This is a genomic window from Rufibacter aurantiacus, from assembly GCF_017916345.1.
In the GTDB taxonomy this organism is placed as follows: domain Bacteria; phylum Bacteroidota; class Bacteroidia; order Cytophagales; family Hymenobacteraceae; genus Nibribacter; species Nibribacter roseolus.
The window spans coordinates 130,721-156,650 of the sequence record NZ_JAFMSV010000005.1 but is presented as its reverse complement, the minus strand read 5'-3'; the positions used below and the strand labels follow the sequence as shown (position 1 = coordinate 156,650).

The 25,930-nt window shown below is 46.1% G+C and carries 15 protein-coding genes, 1 tRNA gene and 1 pseudogene; 12 read left to right on the top strand and 5 right to left on the bottom strand.

Annotation, left to right across the window (positions count from 1 at the left end; all coding sequences use genetic code 11):
* Positions 1–383: 383 nt before the first annotated feature.
* From J3P34_RS19645 to J3P34_RS19605, 9 genes and pseudogenes are all read left to right on the top strand, one after another.
* Positions 384–2,777, top strand: a pseudogene (locus tag J3P34_RS19645) (type I restriction-modification system subunit M).
* Entirely contained in the window at positions 2,770–4,032 is a 1,263-nt protein-coding gene (locus J3P34_RS19640) for a restriction endonuclease subunit S (RefSeq protein ID WP_210490345.1), read from the top strand. The pseudogene J3P34_RS19645 and the gene J3P34_RS19640 overlap by 8 nt, the downstream one beginning before the upstream one ends.
* Before the next feature lie 296 nt (positions 4,033–4,328).
* Positions 4,329–7,580 (top strand): type I restriction endonuclease subunit R, encoded by a 3,252-nt coding sequence (locus tag J3P34_RS19635; protein WP_210490344.1) that lies wholly within the window; start codon positions 4,329–4,331, stop codon positions 7,578–7,580.
* Positions 7,567–8,253 (top strand): M48 family metallopeptidase, encoded by a 687-nt coding sequence (locus tag J3P34_RS19630; protein ID WP_210490343.1) that lies wholly within the window; start codon positions 7,567–7,569, stop codon positions 8,251–8,253. The genes J3P34_RS19635 and J3P34_RS19630 overlap by 14 nt, the downstream gene beginning before the upstream one ends.
* A 21-nt stretch (positions 8,254–8,274) precedes the next feature.
* Complete coding sequence (locus J3P34_RS19625) at positions 8,275–10,161, top strand: hypothetical protein (protein ID WP_210490342.1); 1,887 nt, start codon at positions 8,275–8,277, stop codon at positions 10,159–10,161.
* Positions 10,148–11,161 carry a hypothetical protein gene (locus J3P34_RS19620; RefSeq protein WP_210490341.1) on the top strand — a complete coding sequence of 338 codons (1,014 nt, stop codon included), beginning with the start codon at positions 10,148–10,150 and terminating at the stop codon, positions 11,159–11,161. Before J3P34_RS19625 ends, J3P34_RS19620 begins: the two co-directional genes overlap by 14 nt.
* Before the next feature lie 54 nt (positions 11,162–11,215).
* Positions 11,216–13,351, top strand: coding sequence for an AAA family ATPase (locus J3P34_RS19615; RefSeq protein WP_210490340.1), 2,136 nt, complete (start codon positions 11,216–11,218; stop codon positions 13,349–13,351).
* On the top strand, positions 13,341–14,600 hold the full coding sequence (locus J3P34_RS19610; RefSeq protein ID WP_210490338.1) for an McrC family protein: 1,260 nt from the start codon (positions 13,341–13,343) through the stop codon (positions 14,598–14,600). Before J3P34_RS19615 ends, J3P34_RS19610 begins: the two co-directional genes overlap by 11 nt.
* A gap of 780 nt (positions 14,601–15,380) precedes the next feature.
* A complete protein-coding gene (locus J3P34_RS19605) occupies positions 15,381–15,950 on the top strand; it encodes a hypothetical protein (protein WP_210490337.1) in 570 nt (189 codons plus the stop codon).
* A 115-nt stretch (positions 15,951–16,065) separates the two neighbouring features.
* On the opposite strand, the gene J3P34_RS19600 is transcribed toward J3P34_RS19605, so the two are convergent.
* Positions 16,066–16,139 (bottom strand) — tRNA-Ile (locus tag J3P34_RS19600).
* 72 nt (positions 16,140–16,211) lie between these two features.
* Here J3P34_RS19600 and J3P34_RS19595 point away from each other — a divergent pair.
* Both J3P34_RS19595 and J3P34_RS19590 read left to right on the top strand, forming a co-directional pair.
* Positions 16,212–16,856 carry an HAD family hydrolase gene (locus tag J3P34_RS19595; RefSeq protein WP_210490335.1) on the top strand — a complete coding sequence of 215 codons (645 nt, stop codon included), beginning with the start codon at positions 16,212–16,214 and terminating at the stop codon, positions 16,854–16,856.
* Complete coding sequence (locus J3P34_RS19590) at positions 16,846–17,970, top strand: site-2 protease family protein (RefSeq protein WP_210490334.1); 1,125 nt, start codon at positions 16,846–16,848, stop codon at positions 17,968–17,970. Before J3P34_RS19595 ends, J3P34_RS19590 begins: the two co-directional genes overlap by 11 nt.
* A gap of 563 nt (positions 17,971–18,533) precedes the next feature.
* Here the strand turns inward: J3P34_RS19590 and J3P34_RS19585 are convergent.
* The 4 genes from J3P34_RS19585 to J3P34_RS19570 are packed head-to-tail and all read right to left on the bottom strand — an operon-like array spanning position 18,534 to position 24,179.
* On the bottom strand, positions 18,534–18,839 hold the full coding sequence (locus J3P34_RS19585; protein WP_210464345.1) for a rhodanese-like domain-containing protein: 306 nt from the start codon (positions 18,837–18,839) through the stop codon (positions 18,534–18,536).
* On the bottom strand, positions 18,836–20,671 hold the full coding sequence (locus J3P34_RS19580; RefSeq protein WP_210490332.1) for a T9SS type A sorting domain-containing protein: 1,836 nt from the start codon (positions 20,669–20,671) through the stop codon (positions 18,836–18,838). Before J3P34_RS19580 ends, J3P34_RS19585 begins: the two co-directional genes overlap by 4 nt.
* Positions 20,672–20,681: 10 nt before the next feature.
* Positions 20,682–21,476: a PASTA domain-containing protein gene (locus J3P34_RS19575; RefSeq protein WP_210490331.1), complete on the bottom strand. Its 795-nt coding sequence runs from the start codon at positions 21,474–21,476 to the stop codon at positions 20,682–20,684.
* Positions 21,477–21,479: 3 nt separating this feature from the next.
* Positions 21,480–24,179, bottom strand: a complete 2,700-nt coding sequence (locus tag J3P34_RS19570) for a D-alanine--D-alanine ligase family protein (protein ID WP_210490330.1) — start codon at positions 24,177–24,179, stop codon at positions 21,480–21,482.
* A gap of 291 nt (positions 24,180–24,470) precedes the next feature.
* Here J3P34_RS19570 and J3P34_RS19565 point away from each other — a divergent pair, with 291 nt between their 5' ends.
* Positions 24,471–25,841, top strand: coding sequence for a serine hydrolase domain-containing protein (locus J3P34_RS19565; RefSeq protein WP_210490329.1), 1,371 nt, complete (start codon positions 24,471–24,473; stop codon positions 25,839–25,841).
* Positions 25,842–25,930: the final 89 nt, after the last annotated feature.

Below are 25,930 nucleotides of genomic sequence, written 5' to 3'. Positions count from 1 at the left end.
ATAAAGGACCTTCATAAACCTATTTATTTGGATTACTAATATTAGGAGTTTAAGTAATCGAAGTAAATAGGTTTTTACATATTCAAAGGCTTTATAAAAGGGCGATCTTTCTCTAGCTGATTCTTACATACACAGATAATAAACTATTCAAAAAGTCCTATAGATACTTCTTTATGCTTTCGGCACAAGCATTGGCTTAAATCATTCATGTTGTCCCTGTTTTAGAACTGTTTGTGCAAAAGTTTTCTTTAAACAGCTGCACAACAATACGGTTGCGGCATTTTGGACTGAAAACTCACCCCAAAAAATAGAATATTTACAACTGGTTTCTTTTTATTCTTTCGCCTATTTTTCATCCTGAGAAATTGTGCACCTACATACCCATGATAAAACAGAAACTAACCCTACCCAAATTAGAATCCCTATTACTCAAAGCATGCGACATTCTGAGGGGCAATATGGATGCCTCGGAGTTTAAGGAGCATATCTTCGGGATGCTGTTCCTGAAGCGCTTGTCTGACAAGTTTGAGGAAGACCGTGCCATCCTTAAGAAAGAGTACGAAGCGAAAGGCCTGAAAGAAGAACTCATTCAGTTGCAGCTCAACAACCCCAACAAGTACAACTTCTTTATACCAGAGCAAGCATTGTGGCACAACATCCGGCACTTGAAGAAAGATGTGGGTACGGCGCTGAACAAGGCCTTAGCCGCCATTGAAGATGCCAACCCCAACACCTTGCAAGATGTGCTCAAGGGCATCAACTACAACAAGAAGATTGGGCAGAAGGCCATGGATGATGCCAAGCTGGTGGAGTTTATCCAGCACTTTGAGAACATCCCGCTGAAGGATTCAGACTTTGAGTTCCCTGATTTGCTGGGAGCGGCCTATGAATACCTGATTAAGTACTTCGCGGATAGCGCGGGCAAGAAAGGCGGCGAGTTCTATACGCCTGCCGAGGTGGTACGCCTGCTGGTGACCATTCTGGAGCCAGCCCAGGGCATGAGCATCTATGACCCTACAGTGGGCTCGGGCGGTATGCTTATCCAGAGCAAGAACTTTGTGGAGGAAATGGGCGGCAATACCCGCGACCTGGCCTTGTATGGACAAGAGATGAACGGTACCACATGGGCGCTTTGCCGCATGAACATGTTGCTGCACGGCTTCTACTCCGCTGACATACGCAACGAGGACACGCTCAAGAATCCGCAGCACTTGCAGGAGAACGGCGAGTTGCGGCATTATGACCGGGTAATTGCCAATCCGCCGTTTAGCCAGAACTTCAGTAGTAATGGTATGTTGCACAAGGATCGCTTTAAGTTCTGGATGCCCGAGAGCGGCAAGAAAGGTGATTTCATGTTTGTGCAGCACATGGTGAGCACGCTCAAAGCCAACGGCAAAATGGCGGTGGTGATGCCGCACGGCGTGTTGTTCAGGGGCGGTGAATAGAAAGCCTGCCGCACCTGGTTAGTGACCAAAGGCCTGCTGGAAGCGGTGATTGGCTTGCCTCCGGGGCTGTTCTACGGTACCGGCATACCGGCCTGCGTGCTGGTGATTAACAGAGCAGGAGCTGATGAGCGTAAAGAGGTGCTGTTTATTAACGCCGATAAAGAATACAAAGAGGGTAAAAACCAGAACAAGCTCCGGCCTGAGGACATTGAGAAAATCAGCTACGTGTACCATAACCGCCTGCCGGAAGAAAAGTATGCCAAGCTGGTAAAACACGAAGACCTGGAGAAGGAAGAATATAACCTGAACATCCGCCGGTACGTGGACAACTCCCCTGCCCCCGAGCCGCATGACGTGCACGCGCACCTGAACGGCGGCATCCCGGCCAGTGAAGTGGAAACGCTGCAACAGAACGGCATGGCGCATTACCAGGGTCTAAAAGAAGATTTGTTCTGTGACCTGAAGCCCGGCTACCTGCAGTTCCAGGACCACCTCACCCAGAAAGAAAGTTTAAAGCCAATGGTAGAGGCGCACACGGGCGTGGCTCAGGTGCTGCAACAGTACCATACCCAGTTCCAGCTGTGGTGGGGCCAGTACCAGCAGGAGCTGCAGAGCTTAACTTCTGGCAAACCGCTGCACCTGGTAAAGCAACAGGGCACAGCCTCTTTGGTGGAGTTCTTCCAGCCTTTGCCCATGCTAAACGGCTCACAGTTGCGTGGGGCCTTCGCTGGGTTCTGGAGCGAACTGAACAGCGACCTGAAATCTGTAGCCGCCAGCGGCTGGGGACCGGAACTCATACCCGATGCCGACATTCTAGCCTCACAGTTCCCGGAACAGCTGGAGAAGATTGAGCAAAGCCGCGCCCGTGTGGCCGAGCTGGAAGCCCTGTTTGAGGAAGCCGAAAGCGAAGACTACGACTGGGAAAACAGCGAAAGTGGTGCCCTACCCAAAGCCCAGCTCAAAGACCTGAAAGCCAAAGCCAAGTATGACAAAGAAATAAAGCAAAGAGTAGAAAAGCACGAGATTCTGGCCAAAAGCTACAAAAACCTCAAGGCTGGCATTACCGCGATTGAGAACGAAAAAGATAAACTGGTAGAAGCCGCCCGCCAGAAGATCACCCCTGCCCAAGCCGAAGAACTGATTCTGCTCCGCTGGAAAGATGCGCTCTGGTCTGGTTTGCAAACGCACTTGAAACAAAATCAGCAAAATGTGCTAGCGGAACTGGAAAACCTATTTGAGAAATATCAAATTAACCTGAAGGAATTACTTAGCAACAGAGAAGAAGAGCAAGCTATTTTACAAGAGTTTTTAATGGAACTTGGATATGAATAATTGGAGTAAAAGACCTCTTATAGACTTAGCTTTCTATTATAATGGCTACGCATTCAAACCTTCAGATTGGAAGGATCAAGGAATTAAAATTATCCGGATTGAACAATTAACGAATCCGAAAAGCCAACCTGATTATTTTATTGGATCTGTCCCTGAAACTAATCGAATTGAAAATGGAGATTTAATTTTTTCTTGGAGTGCCACACTGAAAGTAGTAATCTGGAATCAAGGAAAAGGTGTATTAAATCAACATTTATTCAAAGTTGTTCCTAAAACAGGGATAACAAAAGAGTTATTATTTTTCATTTTAGATTTTTATATGGATGAACTTGGCGGTAATAGCCAAGGCTCAACCATGCGACATGTAAAGAGAAGCGACCTTGAGAAGTTCTTAGTTCATGTTCCTAATAATATCAAGGAACAGCAGAAAATTGCCAAAATCCTACAAACGGTAGTTGGACAGATTGAGAAGACTGAGGCCATCATTGCCAAATACAAAGCCATCAAGCAAGGGCTCATGCAAGACCTCTTCACCCGAGGCATTGACGTGGCCACCGGCAAACTCCGCCCCCGCTACCAAGACGCTCCTGAACTCTACAAACCCTCCCCCCTCGGCATGATTCCGAAGGAGTGGGAAACTACTCCGCTTGATTATTTAACTAATCTAGTAACTGATGGTAAACATGGAGATTGTGTTGACCAAGAGAATTCAGGATATTTCTTTATTAGTGCTAAAGACTTACAAAATGGAGAAATCGTTTTCGATGAAGCAAGACAAATAACTAAAGGTGATTTTGAAGAGACTCATAGAAGAACCAATCTACAAAAGGGAGACCTATTAATGTCAAATGCAGGTACTATAGGTAGAATGGCAATTGTGAAGCAGCATGAAAAGTATCAAAAATCTACTCTCCAAAAAAGTGTTGCTGTCATAAAGCTTAAAGCAAATTTAATAGATGTTAAGTATCTATACAGCTATTTTGAATTCTCAAACAGTCAGTTAAATGATGTTGCACGAGGGTCATCACAAAAGAATCTTCTCATTAGTGATTTAAAAAATTTACAAATTTTATTGCCATATCAAATTGAGCAAGATAAAATCACAAAAAAGATTCAGTCTCTTTTTAATGTATTAAACAGAGAGAAGCAAAAGTTTAACAAGCTTCAACAACTTAAAAAAGGCTTAATGGCAGATTTACTTTCGGGCAAAGTACGCGTGCAGGTAGAGGAAGAAGAACTTTGTTCTGCCAGTTAGCAAGATTTCTTACATTCCTGTTTCCGGCCTGTTTTTCAGAAAACAGGCCGGAAACGGAAAAATAACCAATAACCTGCCACTTTTGTTTTAGGCCCTATTCCTGAAAAACAGGCCGGAAACGTAAAAAGCAGACGCTGGAACCAGAGAAGAAAATTCTTCGCTCATTATTTAATACCATGATTTTTCAAGCAAGCCAATCCCTTTCTGTTTTCGGCCTGTTTTCTAAAGAATAGCTTAAAAACGCTTCTTCATAAAGGGTAAAGGAAATAGGAGAAGCCGCAAAATTCTATACCATCATGACGGAACAGACCTTAGTAGAGCAGCCTCTGTTGCAGCAACTGGCTAACCTGAGTTGGCAGGTGTACCAGCAGCCCGCCGGTATTCCCACAGACCCCACGCTTTCACTGCGCACCAGCTTCAAAGAAGTGCTGCTGCCGGGCGTGCTCAAAGAGGCCATCCGGAGTATTAACCTAGACGAGGCCGGTCAGCCCTGGCTCAGCGAAAAACAGGTAGAAGAGCTATACACAGAAATCAGCGACTTCGGGCGCAAGTCCCTGCTGGAGGCCAATAAAACCTTTACGCACACGCTGCTCCACAACAGCCTGCGGGCAGACTACCAAGACGACCCCGCAGACCCGCGCCCCGTCAAGCTCATAGACTTTGACCAACCAGAGCGCAATAGTTTTATTGCCATTAACCAGTTCAAGATAGACACGCCGGGGCTGGGCAAAGCCTGCATCATTCCAGACGTAGTACTATTTGTGAACGGGCTACCGCTGGTGGTGGTAGAGTGCAAAAACACCAACGCCTACACCACCAACCCGCTGCACGAGGCCCTGAAACAACTACAACGCTACAGCAACCAACGCCCCGCCACCCACGCCGCCGGCCTGAAAGAAGGCGAGGAAAGTCTGTTCTGGTACAACCAAGTCTGCGTGGCCACCTACGGAGACAAGGCCTGCTACGGCACCATCACCAGTCTGGACGAGCAGTTCTTCGCGGAGTGGAAGTACATTTACCCCGATGCTTTTCAGCACTACATAAAACCGCTAGACGTAGAGCGCAGCCAAGAACGGCTGGTGCAGGGAATCCTTCCGCCCGCTACCCTGCTGGACATTGTGCGAAGCTTTACTTTGTTCATGCCTTTGAATGGCGGAAAAGAAGCCAAGATTGTGTGCCGGTATCAGCAGTACCGCGCCGTGGGTAAAATAGTAGAGCGCCTCAAAACCGGCCAAACGCCCATGGAACGCTCCGGCGTAGTGTGGCATACTCAAGGCTCCGGCAAAAGCCTCACCATGGTCATGCTCATCAGGAAACTGCGCACTATGCCTCAACTGGCTGATTACAAAGTGCTGCTGGTAAATGACCGCACAGATTTAGAGGAACAACTAGGTGACACCGCCACGCTCACCGGTGAGAAGATTGACTACGTAGAAAGCATCAAAGACGTAAAGCCCAAGCTCTCCACCCCCACCAGCAACACCGTGATGGTGATGATGCACAAATTTCAGGCGAAAGAGTACAAGCTAACGGGCTTAGCCGGAGAAATACTGAGTCAAGCCGCAGACCCGGTGATGCTGTACAATGTCTTCGGCGAAGTAAACCCTTCAGAGAAAATCCTGATTCTCATAGACGAGGCCCACCGCACCCAGAGCAGTGATTTGGGCAACAACCTGTTTGAGGCTTTTCCTAATGCCACCAAGATTGCCTTTACCGGTACGCCCCTCATTACCGAGCGGCACAAGAAAAAGACACATGAGCGCTTTGGCGGCTATATAGACCAGTACCGCCTCCGCGATGCCGTGAACGACGGGGCCACTATTCCTATCCTCTACGAAGGCCGTCAGCCAGACAACGCCATTAAAGAAAAAGCCGAGCTTGACCAGAAATTTGAGGAAGCCTTCGGTAGCAAAGAGCAGAAAGAGAAAGAGCTCATCAAGCGCAAATACGCCATAGGCAGTGACCTGCGCGAAGCTGAGAACCACGTGACCGCCGTTGCCAAAGACATTGTGCAGCACTATACCCAAAACATTCTGCCCGATGGATTTAAGGCCCAGGTAGTCACCAGTTCGGTATTAGCCGCCGTGCGCTACAAAAATGCCCTGCAAAAAGCCCTACAGGAAAAAGCAGACGAACTCAAAGCCCAGCCTACCCCAGACCAGGAACAAATCAAAAAGCTGGAGTTCCTGAAGGTCTATGCCGTGGTCTCCAGCCAAGGGACCAACGAAGAAGCCATCATCACGCAGGCCCGCAAAGAAGCCGCCTCTGCCAACGCTGTTGACAATTTCAAAAAGGCTTTTGACTATCAGAACCCAGACACCGGTATAGCCTTTTTGGTGGTCTGTGACATGCTGCTCACCGGCTTTGATGCGCCTATTGAACAGGTCATGTACCTGGATAAAAAGCTGAAGGAGCACAACCTGCTGCAGGCCATTGCCCGCGTGAACCGCACCTACAAAAACAAGCCTCGCGGTTTTGTGGTAGACTACGCCACCAACACCCAGAACCTCCAGGCTGCCCTCAGCATCTACGCCACCGATGAGGTACAGGAAATTATGGAGAATCTGAAGGGCGTGGAAACCGAGATACCTGTGCTGGAAGCCCGGTACCGCCGCTTGTTACAGCTCTTTGAAGGCAAGGGTGTAGCCACAATAGAGAAGTACCTGAACCAGCAGATAAAAGACATTGCCGCCCAGCTGAAGATCCAGGAACAATGCATTGAACTAGCCGAAGACATAAAATTCCGCTCCAGCTTTGATGTGTACTTAAAGCAGTTCATGGAAAGCATGAACATCATCTTGCCCCGACCTGCCGCCTCGCCGTACCGCATCCCTGCCAAGCAATTAGGGCACCTGCAAATCCTCATCCGGAACCGCTACAAAGACGACACCATCACCATTGAGGGAGCCGGAGAAAAGATACGCCAGCTCATTAATGAGCATTTGGTAAGCCTGGGCATCAATCCTAAAATTCCGCCAGTAGAGTTGCTGTCAAAAGACTTCGTGAAAGAGGCCAAGAAGAACAGCAATCCCAAGGCCGTGGCCTCGGAAATGGAGCACGCCATCAGAAAGCACATCAAGGTAAACCTGGATGATGACCCCGCCTTCTACACCAAACTAAGCGAGCGTCTGGAGAAACTCCTCCAACAGCACAATGAAGACTGGGATGCCATGGTAAAGGCCTTGGAAGACCTGCGCAATGAAGCCGCTGCCGGAAGGCAGGAAGGCATAGCTGGGCTTTCCGCCACCGAAGCCCCTTTCTATGACCTAATGCTGCAAACGGCCTACAAAGGCAAAGCCCCATCAACTGAGGACGAAGAAAAGGCTAAAGCCGTCTTGAAAGAAGCCGTAAAGCTTATGCGCGGCACTATCAAGTTCACCAGCTTTTGGGAGAAGGGCAACGAGATAGGCTTGTTGAAAGGTGATTTATCAGACATCCTCATTTCCTCTGAGGTGATGCCCCTCATTGATAAAAGCGACAAGATTATAAATGACCTGCTGGATTTGGCCAGGCGCAGACACAACGAGTTGATTCATGAAGAGCAGTAAGCACCTAATACCATATAACCTGAAACGCAGCCATCGCAAAACAGTCAGCATTTATGTTGAACGGGACGGCGAAGTCATGGTCATGGCTCCAAAAGACCTGCCAGACATTGCCATTGATGAATTAGTTGATAGCCGCGCTTCCAGCATCTTTAAGCACCAGGCAGAGCTAGAAGAGCTGAACCAGGTAAGAAAAGTACGCGAAGCCGTCAACGGGGAAAGCTACCTCTATTTGGGCCGAAATTACCGGCTTGAGTTAGTGGAAAAACAGGAAGTCCCGCTCAAGCTGAAAGATGGTTATTTCCGGCTGCTTAAAAAAAAAGCCGCAAACGCAGAAAAGGTTTTCAAGCTATTCTACAAAGAGAAAGGCACCAACCGAATTAATGCCCGAGTTCACTTTTACAAGAAACTGTTAGGGGTCACTACTGGTAAAATCCGCATCATAGAACTGCAAAACCGCTGGGCCAGCTGCAACCCAAAAGGAGATCTTAACTTCCACTGGAAGTGCATGATGGCCCCCTTAAAAGTTCTGGACTATATTGTGGTGCATGAGTTGGCTCACCTACTTCACCCCAATCACAGCGAAGCCTTCTGGAATGAAGTTGATAAGGTGTTGCCTGATTACCGGGAACGGAAAGAGTGGCTGCGGGTAAACGGGGCCGAAATGGATTTATAGATTGAATTTTAATATTATTAAATGGACTTAAAATACCTCTGGATTAAAAAATTCAGAAACATCGAAGAACAAGGTTTCTCCTTTACAGATAAGTATATTATTAGTTACAGCTCAATCACTAAGGAGCTATCTACAACTCCCAATGCGAATTCTATACCTGAGGGATTTTATACCAGCAACATTGTTTCTCTAACAGGAATCCTAGGAGAAAATGGGGCAGGAAAATCTAATATTATAGATTTCATTATGACTAGAATAGCATCTGTTGGTAATGGATCAACAGATTTATATGAAGAAGAAAACGTATTTCTAGTCATTTTAGAAAATATAATATTCAAGCACAAAGATATTGAGTTAGTTAACCAAGAACAGTTGCGGTCACTTGGATTCGTGCTTTTAGAATTCGATGAGGATATACTAAGGCTGAATGGTTCAAGCAATTGTGATTGGGATTTAAAAAGTAAAATCTACTCAACTAAGTATATCTTCTATGCTTCTAACTTTGAAAGACCTGGCACGTATGGCATATCGCATTTAATAGATATTTCAACAAGCTATAAAATATATCATTCAGCAGTCATAAGAGATGACTTCCCCGCAGGTTATTACAATGAAGAAATAAAAAACCAAACCGAGTTCTTATTATCAATTAGAGGTGATAGGCACATCAAATTACCCTTTGATATACCATCTAAACTTCATATTACTTTTGAAAAGGCGGAAGATGTAATAAAGAAAATAGATTTAAGTGAAGAGTTCTTTGGAACAGTTGAGCTTGATCAATTAAAATATTTAACTAATGAATCTCCCAATTTTTACAACAGACAATACAATCCCTCACTTAGTAAAATTGAAGAACTTACTATACTAATAAATTTAGACCTTCTGCTTATAATACTTAAGCACCATCCTGAATATTTTAAAGAAATTGAACCACAAGATTTTAACAAACTTGTTTTTGGCACTTTGGAAGGTGATTCAAATATTTCAAATGAACTTAAAGAGATTGATCAGGTTCTAAGCCAGATAAAACACTCACTAGTAAGTTTATTTGAAAGAGGATTACTTATTGTAGAGGAACAAGAAGAAGCAAACTCTTATATTCGTAAAGTAAATAGATCTTTTGTCCTTACAATAAACGAAGATTCGAAGGAAGATTTTTACACCTTCATTAGATACTACACAGAGTTTTCTAATAGTGTTGACATAATTAAAAGATATTGGATGGGATTAAGCTCTGGTCAACAAGCTTATCTAAATCTTTATTCAAGATTTTTTGAAGCATATAAAAGGATTTTAGATGCTGAAGGAAGCGACGTAATATATGATAATGCAGAACATTGCACAATAATGATTGATGAAGGCGAGACCTTTTATCATCCTCAATGGCAAAAGCAGTTTGTAAAACAAGTTACTGACTTCTTATCTATGATTTTTGCAGGGTACAATATTCAAGTCATTATAGCTTCAAACTCCCCTTTCATTGCTTCCGACATACCAACTGCTAATATTAATTTTATTAAAAGAGGAGGAGATGGAAAGTGCGAAGTAGATACACTTATTCGCCCAAATAATACCTTTGCTTCAAATATTCACACCTTGTTAACCGAATCCTTTTTCTTAAGCGGAGGATTAATAGGTGATCTAGCTAAAAACAAGATTAACTCTCTTATTGAATTCTTGAACACCCCTAACAATATTCCGGGCGAGGAAGAAAGCCAAGAGCAGTTATCTAATACAAAAGCAAGAATGAAGAGCCTTATAAATATAATAGGTGAACCTGTTATAAGAAGAAAATTAGAGTCTATGTGGGTTGAAAAATTTGGCCTTGAAGAAGAAGTTGAATTACTAAGAATTAGATTAGAAGAGGCTCAAGAAAAACTACGAATTAGAAATGGTCAGAATTAACATTAAACAACCACTCCTTGACAAACTTGTTACACAACATTACAGAGCTCTAATATTACCACCTTATAGTCTATTTGCAAATCTTCTGAACTTTCCCACAACTACGCATAAAGAAGGTTTATTTATAATTACTTTAATTAAAAATTTCAAAAAAATTATCACTTCTAAACCTGATGAATTACAAACCCTTGCAAACTTAATTGAACCATTACTTAATGATGTTTTAGAAGAGAAGAAATCAACAAAGTCTACAAAAGAGGCAAAAACCGAGGCTGTAAAGGAGTATAAGAAAAATTTATTAGAAATTTTTAACTATAAAAAGTTTACAACTGATTCACCAAATTATAAATCTTACACTTTGGCTGAAGCACTGCAAGTGGACGTTTGCCCGTATTGCAATAGACAGTACACTTTTACATTAAACACTAAATCTGGAAAAACTAGGCCAGAGTTCGATCACTTCTTTAATAAATCAACTTATCCATTCTTTGCATTGTCTTTCTATAACCTTATACCTAGTTGTCATATCTGTAATTCGAATCTCAAAGGATCAACAAACTTCCAGAATGACACACATTTAAATCCCTATGTAGCTTGCTTTGATAAGGTTTTACAGTTCTCTATTGATGTTACCAAAGCAGATTTTATAAATGGTGTAAAAAAAGACTATACTATTTCTTTGAAGCCAGTACCAGGAGCTGACCCCATCTTGATACCAAAAGCAGAAGAAAACGCTAAAATATTTAAACATAATCTTCTTTACGAGCGCCACAAAGACCTTGTATCTGAGCTTATTCAAAAAGCTTATTATTACACACAATCAAGAATTGATGAGCTAAAAGAATTATCTGACGAGAATGGTCATTATTATTTATTTAAAGATGAGGAAGAGGTTAAAAGGTTTATAACTGGCGTATACACCAAAACATCAGATATAGGTAAGCGCCCTATGTCTAAACTGATTAGTGATATAAGTATTGATTTAGGACTTATAAAATAACCCCAACATTCACTGAACTATTTTATCTAATGTATTTTAATATTATCTAAACCTATGACTAATATTTCACCTCTAATAAGTCAAACCACTTCTTCTTTCATTTATGAAGATGAATTGAATGAACTCATTACAGCATACAAAGCTAAGATTACTAAAACCGAAAACCGTGACGAAGTTTATAAATGGAGATTAATAAAAGATTTTCAAACCAAATGGAATGAAGATGCTGAAGATTTCCCCAAAATGCTGGAATCAATCAACTTCGCAAATTTAGTCTACCATCAAAGCCGTGGCGTAATAATCCATATTGCAAGAGTTTTTCCAGAAGAGACAAGAAAAAACTTTAAGATGTTGTTTGATGAGTCTAAATCCTTACAACAAAGGATAGATGATTTCAGAGAAAACAACCGGCTACTATATGATAAGATTGGTAATCAAAGCTTGGGTACTCATCAAGATGAAAGAACAATTGCAACTTATTTAACTTTTAGATACCCCTCTAACTACAGTTTCTATAAATCTTCTTTTTTTAGCAAACTTACCAAGATGCTTAAGATCAAGAAGGAGAAACCCGGTAGAATCTATGTGCAGTATATGGAATTTGTAAGACCTTTCATTACACACTGCATCCAAAAAGACTCTCATCTACTGCAATTAAAAAACATCTATTTAGATGATAACTGCTATCCTGATCCAAATAACCTAATTCTAGCTCAAGATATTCTCTATCAAATGCTGGATCAACCACTACCTGAAGAAAAGAAAAAGTATTGGAGAGTTGGTTCTACTAGTGGAACAAATGGCCCTAGTATGCTATCAGAGATGATCAAGAACAACCACATATCCATTGGTTGGTCAGAGATTGGGGATTTGAATAACTTGAGTGATACAAATAAAAATGATATTCAACAGGCTTTACAAACTAATGGTATTTACAAAAACGATAACAGATTAGCTAGCCAAAAAGCAGGTGAAATATCAAATTTTTTTAGCGGTATAAACATAGGAGATATAGTAGTTGCAGCCGAAGGAAAAAGAGTTTTAGCTGTTGGTGAAGTCAGAGGTGAGTATGAGTTTGATTCAACTTTTGATTTCTCCCATTGCCGGGCCATTGATTGGTTACTCCCTAATGTGCAGGGCATATTTATTGATGAGGGACTTTTAACTACTGTGAAGCAAATTGTGGAAGAGCCTAATACAACCTTACTTAACAAACTGATAGAAGAAGCCAAAGAGCAGGAGTTACATGAAATCAATGAACTTCTAGTCTCCAAAAATATTATTCTTTATGGCCCTCCTGGCACAGGTAAAACATATGAGCTAAAAAATAAAATTTTCAAGCACTTTATCAATAAGGTTACAGGTGAAAAGAATTATGATTTCACAACATTTCACCAATCCCTCAGTTACGAAGACTTTATAGAAGGAATCAAGCCTGAAACTCATAACAATTCAGATAAAATCACATATAAGGTAAAGCCTGGTATTTTCAGAAAAATTGCAGAGAAAGCAACCAGTGACCCTAATCAAAAATATGCAATCTTCATTGATGAAATAAACCGAGGTAATGTGTCTTCTGTTTTTGGAGAATTGATCACTTTGATTGAAGATGACAAACGCTCTGGAACTGTAAATGAACTAAGCTGTACCTTACCTTACTCTAATATTGAATTCAGTGTACCTCAAAACCTTTATATCATTGGCACTATGAACACTGCAGATCGTAGCGTTGAAGCTTTGGATACTGCTTTAAGAAGAAGATTCTCATTTAAAGAAATGCTCCCTCAGCCAAATGCCATAAAAAACCATCCTGATCTGGATGTTGACCTTCCTAAGCTTCTTACTATTATAAATGCACGCTTAGAAAAGTTACTTGACCGCGACCACCAAATAGGTCATAGTTATTTGATCAACATACCTGAATCAACAGAGCCGTTTCAAGAGCTAAAAAAGGTTTTTGCCAATAAGATTCTTCCGTTACTACAGGAATATTTTTATGGTAACTATAATAAAATAGGCGCTGTTCTTGGGAGTAGCTTTGTTAAGTTAGAAGAACCCACTGCAGGTGATAACTTAATCTTTGGGGATGGATTTTCTCCAGAGGACTCTGAAGTGAAGGAGGTATACACCCTAGCCAACCCAATGGCATTCACCTCTTCGGCACCTTTCAGAAATATTTATGGAGGTTAAGGAAAATAATTTCATCCAGGTTTTTGAACATGACTATTTAAAGGTAGGTGAGCAGGGCTTTGGCCCTGCCCACTTTGATGCCCTAGTGCGCCTTAATGAGCAGCACGGTAATAAATATTTTACAGTTGGCCTGAAAAGAATCAAGTTCAATAGCTATGTTGGTGTACTCCAAGTTAAGGGAAAAACTATCGAAGTGCTTCCAAAGGCAGACAAAACTGGCAGTACAGATAGTGCAAAGAAGAAATGGAAAAGTGCTTTACTTTCAATGCTTAAAGTTTGCAAAGGAATCGATCTGCATCCTGTCTCAAATGCGAATTTGTCTCTAAAAAAATCCTCCCTTTTAGACCTCTATGTGAATAATTTCTTAAAAGAAGTAGATACACTTTTGCATAAAGGGCTGATAAAGAAATACAGGAGAGAGAAAGAAAACTCTTTAGCGCTTAAAGGAAAACTTATTTTTTCTGAACATATTAGTAAAAACTATATACATAAGGAAAGGTTTTATACAGAGCACCAAACATACGACTCTGATGTGCTTTTAAACCAAATTCTGAAAAGGGCTCTCGTAATTCTCAGACAGGTGAGTTACAGCTCATCCATTCGGAGCAAAGTCCATAGCATGCTTCTACATTTTGATGGAATTGCTGACGTACAGATAAAGGAGGCACATTTAAATTCTCTTCCAACACTCAACCACAAAACTTCGCATTATGAAACTGCCTTGCAACTTGCAAGACTAATTATCTTGCAGTACAACCCTGATTTTAGTTCTGGTCAAGAAAACACCATAGCGCTTTTGCTTGATATGAATGAACTCTTTGAGGAATATATCTATGAAATTTTAAGAAAGGAGCTTAACTCTACTAATTACAAAGGATATAGCATTAAGACCCAAAGCAAGAGGTTATTTTGGGGTAATCAAACCATAAGGCCTGATATTATTTTAACAAATATTGTTGGTAAAAAAATTGTGATTGACACTAAGTGGAAAATTGTTAACGACTATCGTCCTTCAGATGCAGATTTAAAACAGATGTATGCCTATAACATACACTTTGGGGCCAGTAAGAGCATATTATTGTATCCAAAGTCTTTGGTGGACATTCCTTTACTTTCAAACTTCCATAAATCTGTTCTTATGAAAGCCGAACATAGTTGTGGTTTGTTTTTCGCTGATATATTTGAAAATGATGGCAAGCTTAAAGCTAATGCTGCCAGAAATATATTAAACTATGCATACTCTAACTGAGGATTTTATAAAGCTACGTACAAGTTTTACCTCCCAATCGTCTGCTTAGCCAGGAATTAAAATTGAACTAAATAGTTTTAATTAATTTAAATAAAGTGAGTCTTTATTATATCTACTCATATTTATCATATTCCGGAACCTCATTTTAACATTTACACTTAATTATTATATTGTAAAATCTTTCGAAGGTGAGAACACTTGTTTTACAAAAAAGTAGAACATCTCAAATTCATGGAAAAATAGCAACCTTCTACTCTTTGCAGAGAAGAACTTTACCGCATAGTTTGGGAGATACCTGCGACTAGACTTGCTCTACAATATGGTCTCTCCTATCAAGAATTTAAAAGCATTTGCGAAAGATTATCTGTACCCCTACCAAAATCTGGACATTGGTCTAAGGTTAGATCTGGCAAAGGAAGCCCTATTATACCTTTACCATCCAACTACACTGGACCTCAAGAAACAGCCATAAAACCAGCGCCAAAGTTATCCTTAGTTAAGGCTACCCAAAAGGAGGTTAAGAAAGTATCTCAATCAACATTAAAAGTCCTAACTAAACTCACCGACCCTGATAAGCTAATATTAGCGGCGAAAGCGCAGCTTGAAAAGCAAAAGCTTGGCTTTTTTGATGGCCTTGTATATACTCACTCTGATTCCATCAAAATCAAGGTATCTCCTGCACAAGTACCTAGAGCGTTACGTTTTACGGATGCTTTAATTAAGGCTTTAAAAAAGAGAGGCTATCAAATTATAGCTAACCATAACTCATGCTTAGCAATTGTGGAAGAGGAAAAGTTTGAGATAAGCTTACGGGAAAAGCTTAATAAGGTAGTAGAAAAAGGGCCAAGATGGGATAGCCCCAGTCATTTTCCAAGTGGCTCATTAATTTTTAAAATAGAGCCTAATTATAGGCCAAAAGAATGGAGAGATGGCAAACTGCCTCTAGAAGACTATCTCTCTGATATTGTGGCTACCCTAGAGCACAAAGGGAAAATGGAGAGGGAAGCTCGGTCTCAAAGACAAATAGACGAAATCAAACGTTTGGAGCGAGAAAGGATTCAACGCGAGTATGAACAGCAACAGGAAAATGAGTTAGCCCGCTTCAAAAACCTTTTGCAAGAGGCTAATTTTTGGAAACAGGCCAATGTCATCCGGGATTACATTGAAGCAATAAAAATAAAACCCTTAACCTTAGATATTGAGTCTGAAAGACTTACGGAATGGATTGCCTGGGCAAGCATAAAAGCAGATTGGTATGACCCAACGGTGAAAGCCAAAGACGAATTACTGGATGGGGTAGACAAGATAACCTTAACTCTAAAGAATAAGCACCCTAATTATGGCTGGTGAAAATTTTGAGCCTGGGGCTGAGTCTAAAGATGAATTTAGCACTAAATGTGTGCAAATTGTGTGCAAACAAAAAAGCCACTTACAAGTTTTACCTCGTAAGTGGCTGGTTTTCAGGTGGGCCCACTTGGAATCGAACCAAGCACCTACTGATTATGAGTCAGTTGCTCTAACCGAATGAGCTATAGGCCCGGCCAAATCTTTGATTTGGGAGTGCAATTCTACAAATTTGCGTTTAAATCGCAAAATATAGACTCAATAATCGTGGACTTTTCTTCAATCAAAAATATCATCTTTGACCTGGGCGGCGTGATCATCAACATTGACTATGCCAAAGGAACCGATGCCCTGAAAGCTTACGGCAGGACCGGCGCCAACGTAGATTTCAGCCAAAAGAAACAATCTGAATTGTTTGACCTCTATGAGCGCGGCGATATCTCCTCTGAGGAATTCAGGGAAGGGCTCCGGGCCGAGTACTTCATTGAGGCCTCTGATGCGCAGATAGACGAAGCCTGGAACAGCCTGCTCCTGGACATCCCGGCCGAGCGAATTGAGCTGCTCCGCGAGCTGAAAAAGCACTACAACCTGTACCTGCTCAGCAACACCAACGCCATCCACATGTTGGCCTTCAACAAGATTGTGGAAGACAACTTCGGAATCCCCAGCCTGGACAGCCTCTTTGATAAAACCTACTACTCGCACCTGGTGCGGATGCGGAAGCCCGGCGGAGAGGTTTTTGAGCACATTTTAGCAGAAAACGGCCTGAAACGCGAAGAGACCCTTTTCATTGATGACAGCATCCAGCACATTGAGGGCGCTAAACAAGTGGGTCTGCAAACGCTTCACCTGGCTCCTCCCCTTACCATCAACCAAGCCCTGAAAGAGGCCCTGCCCGCGCATGAAGCGTAACTTTTTCCTGCATGCGCTGCTTTTCCTGATCACCCTCGCCACCACCACTTTTGCGGGGGCAGAATGGCGTTACGGGAGGTCGTTCTTTTACGGATTGGAGGGATTTATCTGGCCCCCGGCGATCACCACCCAGGAGGTGGCCGGCGGCCTGGTGTTTTCCCTGGCTTTCCTGGGGTTTCTCACGGCTCATGAGTTCGGGCACTATCTCACCGCCCGCTTCTACCGGGTACGCGTGACCCTGCCCTATTACATCCCCGTTTGGCTGGGTGTCACCTTCGGGATTGGGACCATGGGGGCTTTCATCAAGATCAAGGAGCGCATTTTCTCCCGGAAGGAGTTCTTTGACATTGGCATTGCAGGACCGTTGGCCGGTTTTGTGGTGGCCCTTGCGTTGCTGGGCTACGGGTTCACCCACCTGCCGTCAATGGAGTACCTGTACGCCATCCACCCAAATTACCGCGCCTGGGGAGAGAATTATCAGGCCTTTGCCTATCTCCAGCCCGATGACCTGGCCATTGGGAAAAACCTGCTGTTCTGGCTTTTCGAGGAACTGGTAGCAGATCCGGCCTTGCTGCCCAGCCGCTACGAGATCATGCATTACCCCATCCTGTTTGCGGGGTTCCTCTCACTGTTTTTCACCGCCCTTAACCTGCTGCCCATCGGTCAGTTGGACGGTGGCCACATTCTGTACGGGATGATGGGCTACGAACGCTTTAACCGGTTGTCTCCCATTCTCTTCACCATTTTCGTGTTTTACGCCGGCCTGGGTCTTTTACCGTTGCAGGTCAATATGGAGGAGGACTGGTGGAAGTGGGGTGGTTACGCATTGTACCTGATCATTGTGTTCCAGCCGCTGTTCCCGGATTCGCGCCGGGGTCTGCTCGTAGCCGCCGGGGTGCTAAGCGGTCAGTTGGCCGTACAGGCGATTTGGCCCCAGGTGCAGGGCTACAATGGCTGGCTCGTCTTCGGGTTGGTACTGTCCAGGGCCTTGGGCGTGTTCCACCCACCCAGCCCCAACGAGGAGCCATTGAGCAGGGGAAGGTTAATCCTGGGTTGGTTTGCCTTGGTAGTCTTTGTGCTCTGCTTCAGTCCGGCGCCGTTCATTATAGATTAAGTTTTAGTTTTGGGGAAAGTAGGGCTAAAATGGAACCCACCCCTACCCCTCCGAGGAGGGGAATCAATACGCTCAAGGTAGCATTGCCCTTCAATCAGTTAGGCTGCAGCTTCTGGCTTTATCCTTTGTAGGACAATCCCTTGTGGTTGCCCTTACACCTGCCACCGCAGTTATAGTTGTTGGTGATAACACCAACAACGGATGAGGTCCTATTGTTGAGAACGCAGAAAACGGCAGGCAAGGAGACCTCCAGTATTCAAATCTGTAATCCTTCCTCTTCCAAGGTTGCCTGCATCTTTCTGGTGTGAGGCTGTGGGTGGCATCATCTGCAAAACCCATTTGAGGCTTTGCCTCACTTATTTGCAAACTTCCGGCATGTTGGGTCCAAGTTGAAAACTTGAACCAGGTTTTTAGGTGAATGGACAAGCGCCAGGCTTTTCTAGACAAGCTATTTAGCCAGCAATTCTTACCCAGTTAGACCTTAAAGAAAGAACCCGTTTGGAGACTGTTTTCTGAAAAACAGACCCCAAACGGGTTCTCTCCTTTATAAAAAAGTTGATTGCTTAAGCTTCGTTGTAGGCCAGGATACCGCCTAACACGTTGCGCACGTTGGTGAAGCCTTGCTGTTGCATGAAGGCCTGGGCGGTGGCAGAGCGTTTGCCGGAACGGCACTGTACCAGCACTTCCTGGTCTTTGTATTCTTCCAGTTCATGGAGCTGCTCTGGCAAAGACCCCAGGGGAATCAATTTGGCGCCGGGGATGCTTTGCTCCTCAAACTCCCACGGCTCGCGCACGTCAATGAGGATAGGTGTTTCGTTGTTGGCCAGGCGTTGTTTCAGCTCGGCGGCGGTGATATCTGAAGTAATCATTTATGATGGATTAGTTTAGCGGTTCTAAATTGCTTTCCTTTTCGGGCTTTTACAAGATAAATTCCCGTGGCCAACCCTGTAGGTAACGTCAACCGCTGGCTGGCTGTTCCTTTAGTCCAGGTTTGCAGTAATTGTCCGGTGAGGGTATAAAGCTCCAGTTGGTCAAAGGCCTGGCTCAGGTAAAACTCTCCCGAAGTGGTGGGGTTTGGGTACAGCAGGGTTTCAACGGTAGCAAGTTCATCCCCTGCTGCCGTCAACGTGCCAGCCATCACGGGTCTGATAAGCACAGCCCCGCCTAAATTTGCCACTGCGCCCCAGGCCGTGGCGCCGTTCATGGCAAACAGCTTTCCGTCAGCGTTCTCGTTCAGGTCAAAGCCGATGTTCACAAACACCCCGCCCGAGGGCTGCCGGTAGCCCACGTAAAAACGTCCCTGCACTTCTATCTGCCGCTCAAGGGTAATGTCCAGCCAGTTGTTCAATCCAGTGGCCGTGGGCAGCACGAAGCGTTGCTCGTACACTGGTTGGGTCCCTGGCTGACCGTTGTTGTCGTTCCAGATGCGCAGGAACAGCTCAGTGCCCGGGGTGTTGGTGCCAGTAAAGTAGATTCTGACAGACTTGATGCGATCGATTTTATTCAGGTCGAACTGGTAGGCCAGCTGCACCGCCGTGCCTGAGGGATAGCTGAAACCGGTTTCGGCGGAGCCATCGTCATAGGCATAGAAATCCTGGAGATCTGTTTGGCGCCGCAGGGTATCGTTGTAGCGGGTGTAGAAGTTTGGTTCTTTGGTGTTCAGGAACAGCAGAGTCTCCAGGGAATAAGGCTGGTTTTGGCTGCCCAGGAAAGCGCTGGACGGGGCTGCCGTGATGGGGGTTTTGGTCCCGGCGTTGATGGGCGCACTGCCGCGCAGAAAAGTATCCACCACGCCGGTAGTCAGGTTCCGTACCGAGGCCCGCCAGCTGATGGCCGCGGGCACGTTGCTGAGGTTGCCCATCTCGGAACCCACTTGTTGCCGGGTTTCGGCGGCGGGGTTCTCCAGGAATTGCCAGATGGGCATGGCGGTATAGCGTTGCAACAAGGAAGGCAGCCGCTGCGTGAGGGCTACGTCAAAGGTCTGCAGTTGGCCCATGCGGCGGTTGCGGTCCAGGAACACGTAATCCACGTGCCAGACATCCCTCAGCCCGCTCTGCCGGCCGCTGCTCACCCACCGGAACTGGAAACCATTGTAGAGGTAGCGGTTTTCCTTCAGGGACAGCATCACTGCGGCAAAATCTGTGGAGCGGCCGTTTCCCTTTTGGGTCCAGACGGGGTTCCAGGCGTTGTTGGCGTCTTTGAACTCCAGCTGCAGGTAGAAAAGGTTGGAGCTGGAGAAATCAGGGGCATCCAGCAGACCGCCGGACTGCCAGTAAAAACTGAGATAGATAGAATCCTGGGGCTGCAGGCCACCCAGGTTTAGGGGCTTGGAGGTAAGGGTATCGGTGGGCCCGATGCTGGTGATTATGCCATACGGCTGCCCATCGGCCTGTAAGCCGTCAAAGGTTGCCGCGAAGATAGAGGGAGGATTGGCTGCGTACCGGTTGGTCACGGAAACCCCGCCGCGGCTGGTCCAAAGAGCTGGGTCAGGAGCTCCTTCGCTCTTGGCGAAATCATCAAAGAAAGGAAGGGCCAGGGTATCGCCGGAGGCCAGCGGCTGCGGGCCGTCACCGGTTTTCAGGGCCGTTTTCCCTAAATCTGCCCCTAAACGGGGAAGTGAGTTAAGTGGGGTCAGCACCTGTGCGCGGGCTGTCCATCCCCCTAAGATTAAAATCAGAAAGATGGTCAGGCCCTTGAGCATAGAGGTCTTTTTATTGGATTGGCGTTACCGGTTGCGGACCGGCCACCCAGATGTCTATAAATTGGCCCGTCCGGATCATGGTTTTCACGCTGTCCGTGGTGGTGGGCCTTTGCTTCAATACGGTTCCGTTGGCTTCTCCGTTGGGGGCTTCCATGTAGCTCACTGAACCAATCTGTAAGCCTTGACCGGTTACCAGCATGGTGGCTTCGTCAATTGGCATACCCACCAGCAGCGGCACCTCAAGTTCGGTGTTGCCCAAACCATTGCCCACTTCCAGGTCAATGCGTGAGCCTTTGGCCACCGGCTCACCGGGCTTGATCTCACGGCCGTTCACAAACTGGCGCAGGATGGAGTTCTCGGCCAGGTCCGGCACGTACTTGATGTCGCCCAGGTTCAGGTCATAGCTCTTCAGGATCATCTCGGCGTTCTTCACCGATCCCTCAATCAGCTTAGGCATCTTGATGAGCGGCGGGTTCTTCATGTTGATGCTCACGTAGATCTTGCGGCCTTCCTTCACCTTCTCCCCTGCCTTGGGCTCCTGGGTAATCACGGTGAAAGGTTGCTTGCCCTGCTCATAGGTAGAGTCGCTCACGTAGAAGCGCAAATCTTTATCCGCCAGGAAATCCTCCAGTTCTTCCACGCTCATGCCGGCCAGGTTGGGTACCGAGATGGTTTCGCCGTGGTTGGTGGTGCTGGGCAGATACACAAAGAAGAACAAGAACAACAGCACCAACACAATGGCCGCCATGATGAACAGGTGCTTAAACAAATCGCCCAGGGTTTGGGCCTTCAGAAAACCACTCATGAATTAAGAAATAACTTTTTTGGTGCGCTCCATCCCAAACTGCAGGATGCGGTCAATGAAATCGTAAGGCTTGTACCCGTTGATGGCGGTCTGGTGGAAGATACACGTGGCCGGCGTCATGCCCGGCAGCGAGTTCACCTCAATGATGATGGTCTCCACGCTGTCATCGGGGTGCACCCGCACAAAGGCATCTATCCGCGCGTAGCCCTCAATTCTAAGGATCTCGGCCACCCGCTTCAGGTCCTGTTTCACCTGGTCTGAGATGCGTTGGCGCTCCTCAGGGTCGCGGGCGTAGCGGGCCGGGGTGATGTTCTGCCCCTCGCCGGCTAGGAACTTCTCCTCCAGACTCAAAACCTCTCCTTCGGCCAACGCCTCAGAAGCCTCAAATATTTCGTACTGGGTACGGCCATCGGGGCCGTAGCTCGTGAGCAGACCGCCGGTGATCTCCAGGAAGTGCTTCGCGCCCTCGCGGGAGATGAGGTTCTCAATGAGGAAGTAGCCTTTCAGGGGCACCTCTTCCTTGAAGCTCAGCTTCAGCACGCGTGCCGGGGTTTCCGGGATTTCGATCTGACTTCTGAAAATCAGTTCAGCAAATGCCTCAAGTTCCTCGCGGGTTTTGATCTTCTTCACCGCCGAAGAACAACCGTCATCGGCGGGCTTGGCGATGAAGGGATAGCGGAAGTTTTGCTCAATCTGGGCGAAAAACGCCTGAGGGTTCTCCTGCCAGTCTTTCTTGAAGGCCAGCATGTGGTCGGCCACTGGCACGCCGTTCTGGCGCAGGATCTTGTTCGTCTCAAACTTGTTGATAGTCACCTGCGAAGACTGGATGCCTGATCCGTTGTACGGGATGTGGAATTTCTCCAGTTCAGTCTGCAGCTCGCCGTCCTCGCCGGGTCTGCCGTGCAGGGCAATGAACACCGCGTCTACCAGCCCTTGCAGTTGCTCATAGGTCAGGCGTTGCGGTTTCTGCAAAGAGTTACCGGCGTACAGGCGCGTGATGCCCGAGGCCGCTTCCTTGATCTGGGCCAGCACCGGGTGCGTAGGCACGCCCGCCTCAGAAGCCTCGATCTTCTCCCTGATGTCGTCGGCGTTGTCCTTCAACATGATGTTGATAGGAATCTGGTACAGCTGATGCGAGTCCTGGTCGCCAGTCAAAAAGATAGGAATGGGCTCGTATTTGGTAGACGAAGACAGCTTCTCATAGATGTTGCGGCCGCTTTCCACCGAAATATGGCGTTCAGAGGAATATCCGCCCATGATCACGCCCACCCGCAGTTTGTCGTGGCGGTGCGCGCGTTCATCGGCCATGGCCGTGTCTAACTTCTTCAGCAAGCCGGTCAAGTAGGCCGTGTTCTTCCCGCTTTTCACCCGCTCAGCCAGAGACGTGCGGATGATGTAAGTCAGGAACTGCGACGGGTTCAACCCGATCTCCGCGGCCTGGTGGAAGAAGAACGACGACGGCAACATGCCCGAGGTGGTGTTGGGGTCATTGAGGAAGATCTCGCCGGCCTCGGTGATGAAGCCATCCAGACGCGCATACACGTTAAAGCCCAGGCTAGTGTACAGGCGCTCGCACTGCAACCTGATTTCCTGGATCTGGTCCGTGGGCAAATCTATCGGCGTGATCTTGCGGCTGAGGCCCGGCAGATATTTAGAGCGGTAGTCAAAGACCTCGCCGCCTTTCTTAATTTCAGTGGGTGGCAAGGCCACCGGTAACCCGGCCTGATCCTGCACCACTATGCACGAGAACTCGCGGCCGTTGATGAAGGCTTCTATGAGTACCTGCGTCTCGCTCTCCACGTTGGTGAGGGTGAGCGTTTCGGGGCCGTTTTCTGAAAAAGTGCCCGAAAGCAGGCTCAGCAGTTCCTCGGGGGCGTACACCAGTTTTCCGTCCTGGGTCTGCACCGGCAAGCCGATGCCCTCACGGATATCGGTCAAGGTTTTGATGAAGTTCAGCTGCTGCGCGGCGCTCTTGCTGCTCCACTCGCTCTTGCGGATGGTCAAGGTGAACAAACTGCGCGCGATGGCTTCTTCAAACAGTTGCAGGTTTTTCTCCTTGATGATAGACACCCCGATGGAAGAACCCTGGTGCGGGGCTTTCAAGACCAACGGCAAACCCAGATCAGCCACCAGGCTGTCCAGCAACGCAGCGCGGTTTTGGGTGGCGTGCCACTCCTGCAAGCTCAGAATGCGGTAATCTGGCGTGGCGAACCCGTGCTGCTGCAACAAGGCTTTCTGCGCGATCTTGTCAATGCCAATAGCCGATGGCAGAATACCCGAGCCAGAATACGGAATGCCATACCACTCCAGCAAGCCCTGGATGCTGCCATCCTCGCCGTAGGGCCCGTGCAGGGTCAGGAACGCGAAGTCAAACAGCTCCTTGAACTGGTGCGGATGGATGCGCTTTCCTACGCGCGAGGCGATGTCATTCAGTTCCTCCTCGCTAAGCTGGCCCAAGCTCTCCAGGTACATCTGCAGACCGTGCTCCGTGTTAGGCAGCACGTCTACCGGCGGGTAGAAATCGCGGATGGTTCCTTTGTAGATGTAGTGCCAATCCAGCAGAATGAAGTTCCCCAGGCTGTCGGCAAATACCGGAACGGCCTCAAACAGGGATTTATCTAAGTTATCGAAGACGGTGCGGCCACCGGCGAAAGAGATTTCGCGCTCCCGGGATGGTCCACCAAAGATGATTCCAATTTTCATTAAGGCAAAGATACTGGTTTTTGCTCTTTCGTTCCTAGTGCCAGCGGTTTCCTTCTAACGTAAGCCTGCCGAAAGGAAGAATGGCAACTCTCAACAACAAGGGAAGTGGCTACGGCTGTTCCGTTTTGGGGTTATTTCCTGAAAATGAGGCCTAAAACGTATGCACCTGGTCTTCTAAGCAACAACGGTTTAAATGTCTCAGGCTGGTTTGCTGTGAGATGTTCGTTAAAATAGAATTTATATATATTTGGTGCACATCCCCTATGACCAATTCCGCAACCAACCGCCTGCATGTCCTTACCCCTTAAATCAACGCCAAGTAATTCCTTCCTTCTTATCCTTATTTCATGTTTAGCTATCTGCCTGCAAAGCCAGGCCCAGCACGGAACCACCCAGCAAATTGAGGCCCTTCTGGACAAAGCCGTGGCCCTGCACCGGTTCAACGGCACGGCGCTGGTGAGCAAAAAAGGAAAAGTGATTTTTGAGAAGGCCTACGGTTTCCAAAATATTGCCCAGAGAAAACCCAACACGTTAAACACCATCTATCCCATTGGCTCCACTACCAAACAATTCACGGCGGTAGTGGTGCTGAAGCTGGTGGAGCAGGGAAAATTATCTTTGGATGACAAACTAAGCAACTTCTTCCCCGATTTTAAGCCGGGGCCAAACATCACCATCAAACAGTTGCTCAGCCACACTTCAGGCATTTTCGAGCTTTTCAGAAGTCCTGAATTTCTACAATTAGACAAGAGCGCGCCCATCAGCAAAGAGCAACTGCAATCTTTCTACCTGACCAAACCCCTTGATTTTGCCCCCGGTACCCAGTTCAATTATTGCAACTCGGGCTATCACCTGTTAGGGCAGATTATTGAGAAAGTGACCGGCCAACCCTATGAACACAATGTACGGGAGTTGGTATTAAAGCCCTTGAAAATGAAGAAATCAGGCTTTGACTTTACTGGTCTAGCATCAGAGAACAAAGCCACTAGTTATAAACTATTCTCCAAAACAGCCCAGATGGCCGCTGCCGCCTGGGATTCAACCGCCACCTACGCGGGCGGAGCACTTTACAGCACCACCCATGATTTACTCTTGTGGCACAAAGGCCTGCAGAAAAATAAAATTATTGAAAAAGGAAGCTTGACTTTGGCCTCTACTCCAATTCTGGGAGGATATGGGCTGGGCTGTTGGATTGATTCACTGCACCACCGCAAAATTGTGTCACACGGCGGAAACATTGAAGGCTTCACCAGTTATTTTGGCAGCATCCGGGAAGAGGACATGAGCGTCATCTTGCTCAACAATATCTACAACAAGGAAATTGAATCTATTGGCCAGGCCATTTTCTCCATCATGCTTGGGAAGCCGTATCAGTTTTTCAACGAGGTGCAGTTGCCGGTAGAAACCCTGGAGAAATATGTGGGTCAGTACGATGTCAATCCTAATTACCAGGTAAAGATTAGCCGCACCAACCACCACCTTTTCCTCGCCATCAACAACGGCACCCCAATTGAGGTTTTTGCCGACAAAGAGCATTCCTTTTACGACAAAAACGAGGACTTCCGAATAAAATTCACAGGGCAAAATGGCCAGATAAATCAAATCACCGTCATACAGGGCTTAAGCACCAAGCGGGGTGACAAACTAGTTGATAGGATTTAAAAGACACTTATAAAGAGTCATACAACAACCTGCAAATACCTAGCAAACCTCTTTTAACTGCTGTTCTGTTTTAGTGCAGTTGTGAGTGA

Excerpts from the sequence above, each read along its gene's own strand:
- J3P34_RS19640 (WP_210490345.1), top strand. The coding sequence starts at position 2,770 with ATGAATAATTGGAGTAAAAGACCTCTTATAGACTTAGCTTTCTATTAT.
- J3P34_RS19635 (WP_210490344.1), top strand. The coding sequence starts at position 4,329 with ATGACGGAACAGACCTTAGTAGAGCAGCCTCTGTTGCAGCAACTGGCT.
- J3P34_RS19630 (WP_210490343.1), top strand. The coding sequence starts at position 7,567 with ATGAAGAGCAGTAAGCACCTAATACCATATAACCTGAAACGCAGCCAT.
- J3P34_RS19625 (WP_210490342.1), top strand. The coding sequence starts at position 8,275 with ATGGACTTAAAATACCTCTGGATTAAAAAATTCAGAAACATCGAAGAA.
- J3P34_RS19620 (WP_210490341.1), top strand. The coding sequence starts at position 10,148 with ATGGTCAGAATTAACATTAAACAACCACTCCTTGACAAACTTGTTACA.
- J3P34_RS19615 (WP_210490340.1), top strand. The coding sequence starts at position 11,216 with ATGACTAATATTTCACCTCTAATAAGTCAAACCACTTCTTCTTTCATT.
- J3P34_RS19610 (WP_210490338.1), top strand. The coding sequence starts at position 13,341 with ATGGAGGTTAAGGAAAATAATTTCATCCAGGTTTTTGAACATGACTAT.
- J3P34_RS19590 (WP_210490334.1), top strand. The coding sequence starts at position 16,846 with ATGAAGCGTAACTTTTTCCTGCATGCGCTGCTTTTCCTGATCACCCTC.
- J3P34_RS19585 (WP_210464345.1), bottom strand. The coding sequence starts at position 18,839 with ATGATTACTTCAGATATCACCGCCGCCGAGCTGAAACAACGCCTGGCC.
- J3P34_RS19580 (WP_210490332.1), bottom strand. The coding sequence starts at position 20,671 with ATGCTCAAGGGCCTGACCATCTTTCTGATTTTAATCTTAGGGGGATGG.
- J3P34_RS19575 (WP_210490331.1), bottom strand. The coding sequence starts at position 21,476 with ATGAGTGGTTTTCTGAAGGCCCAAACCCTGGGCGATTTGTTTAAGCAC.
- J3P34_RS19570 (WP_210490330.1), bottom strand. The coding sequence starts at position 24,179 with ATGAAAATTGGAATCATCTTTGGTGGACCATCCCGGGAGCGCGAAATC.
- J3P34_RS19565 (WP_210490329.1), top strand. The coding sequence starts at position 24,471 with ATGTCCTTACCCCTTAAATCAACGCCAAGTAATTCCTTCCTTCTTATC.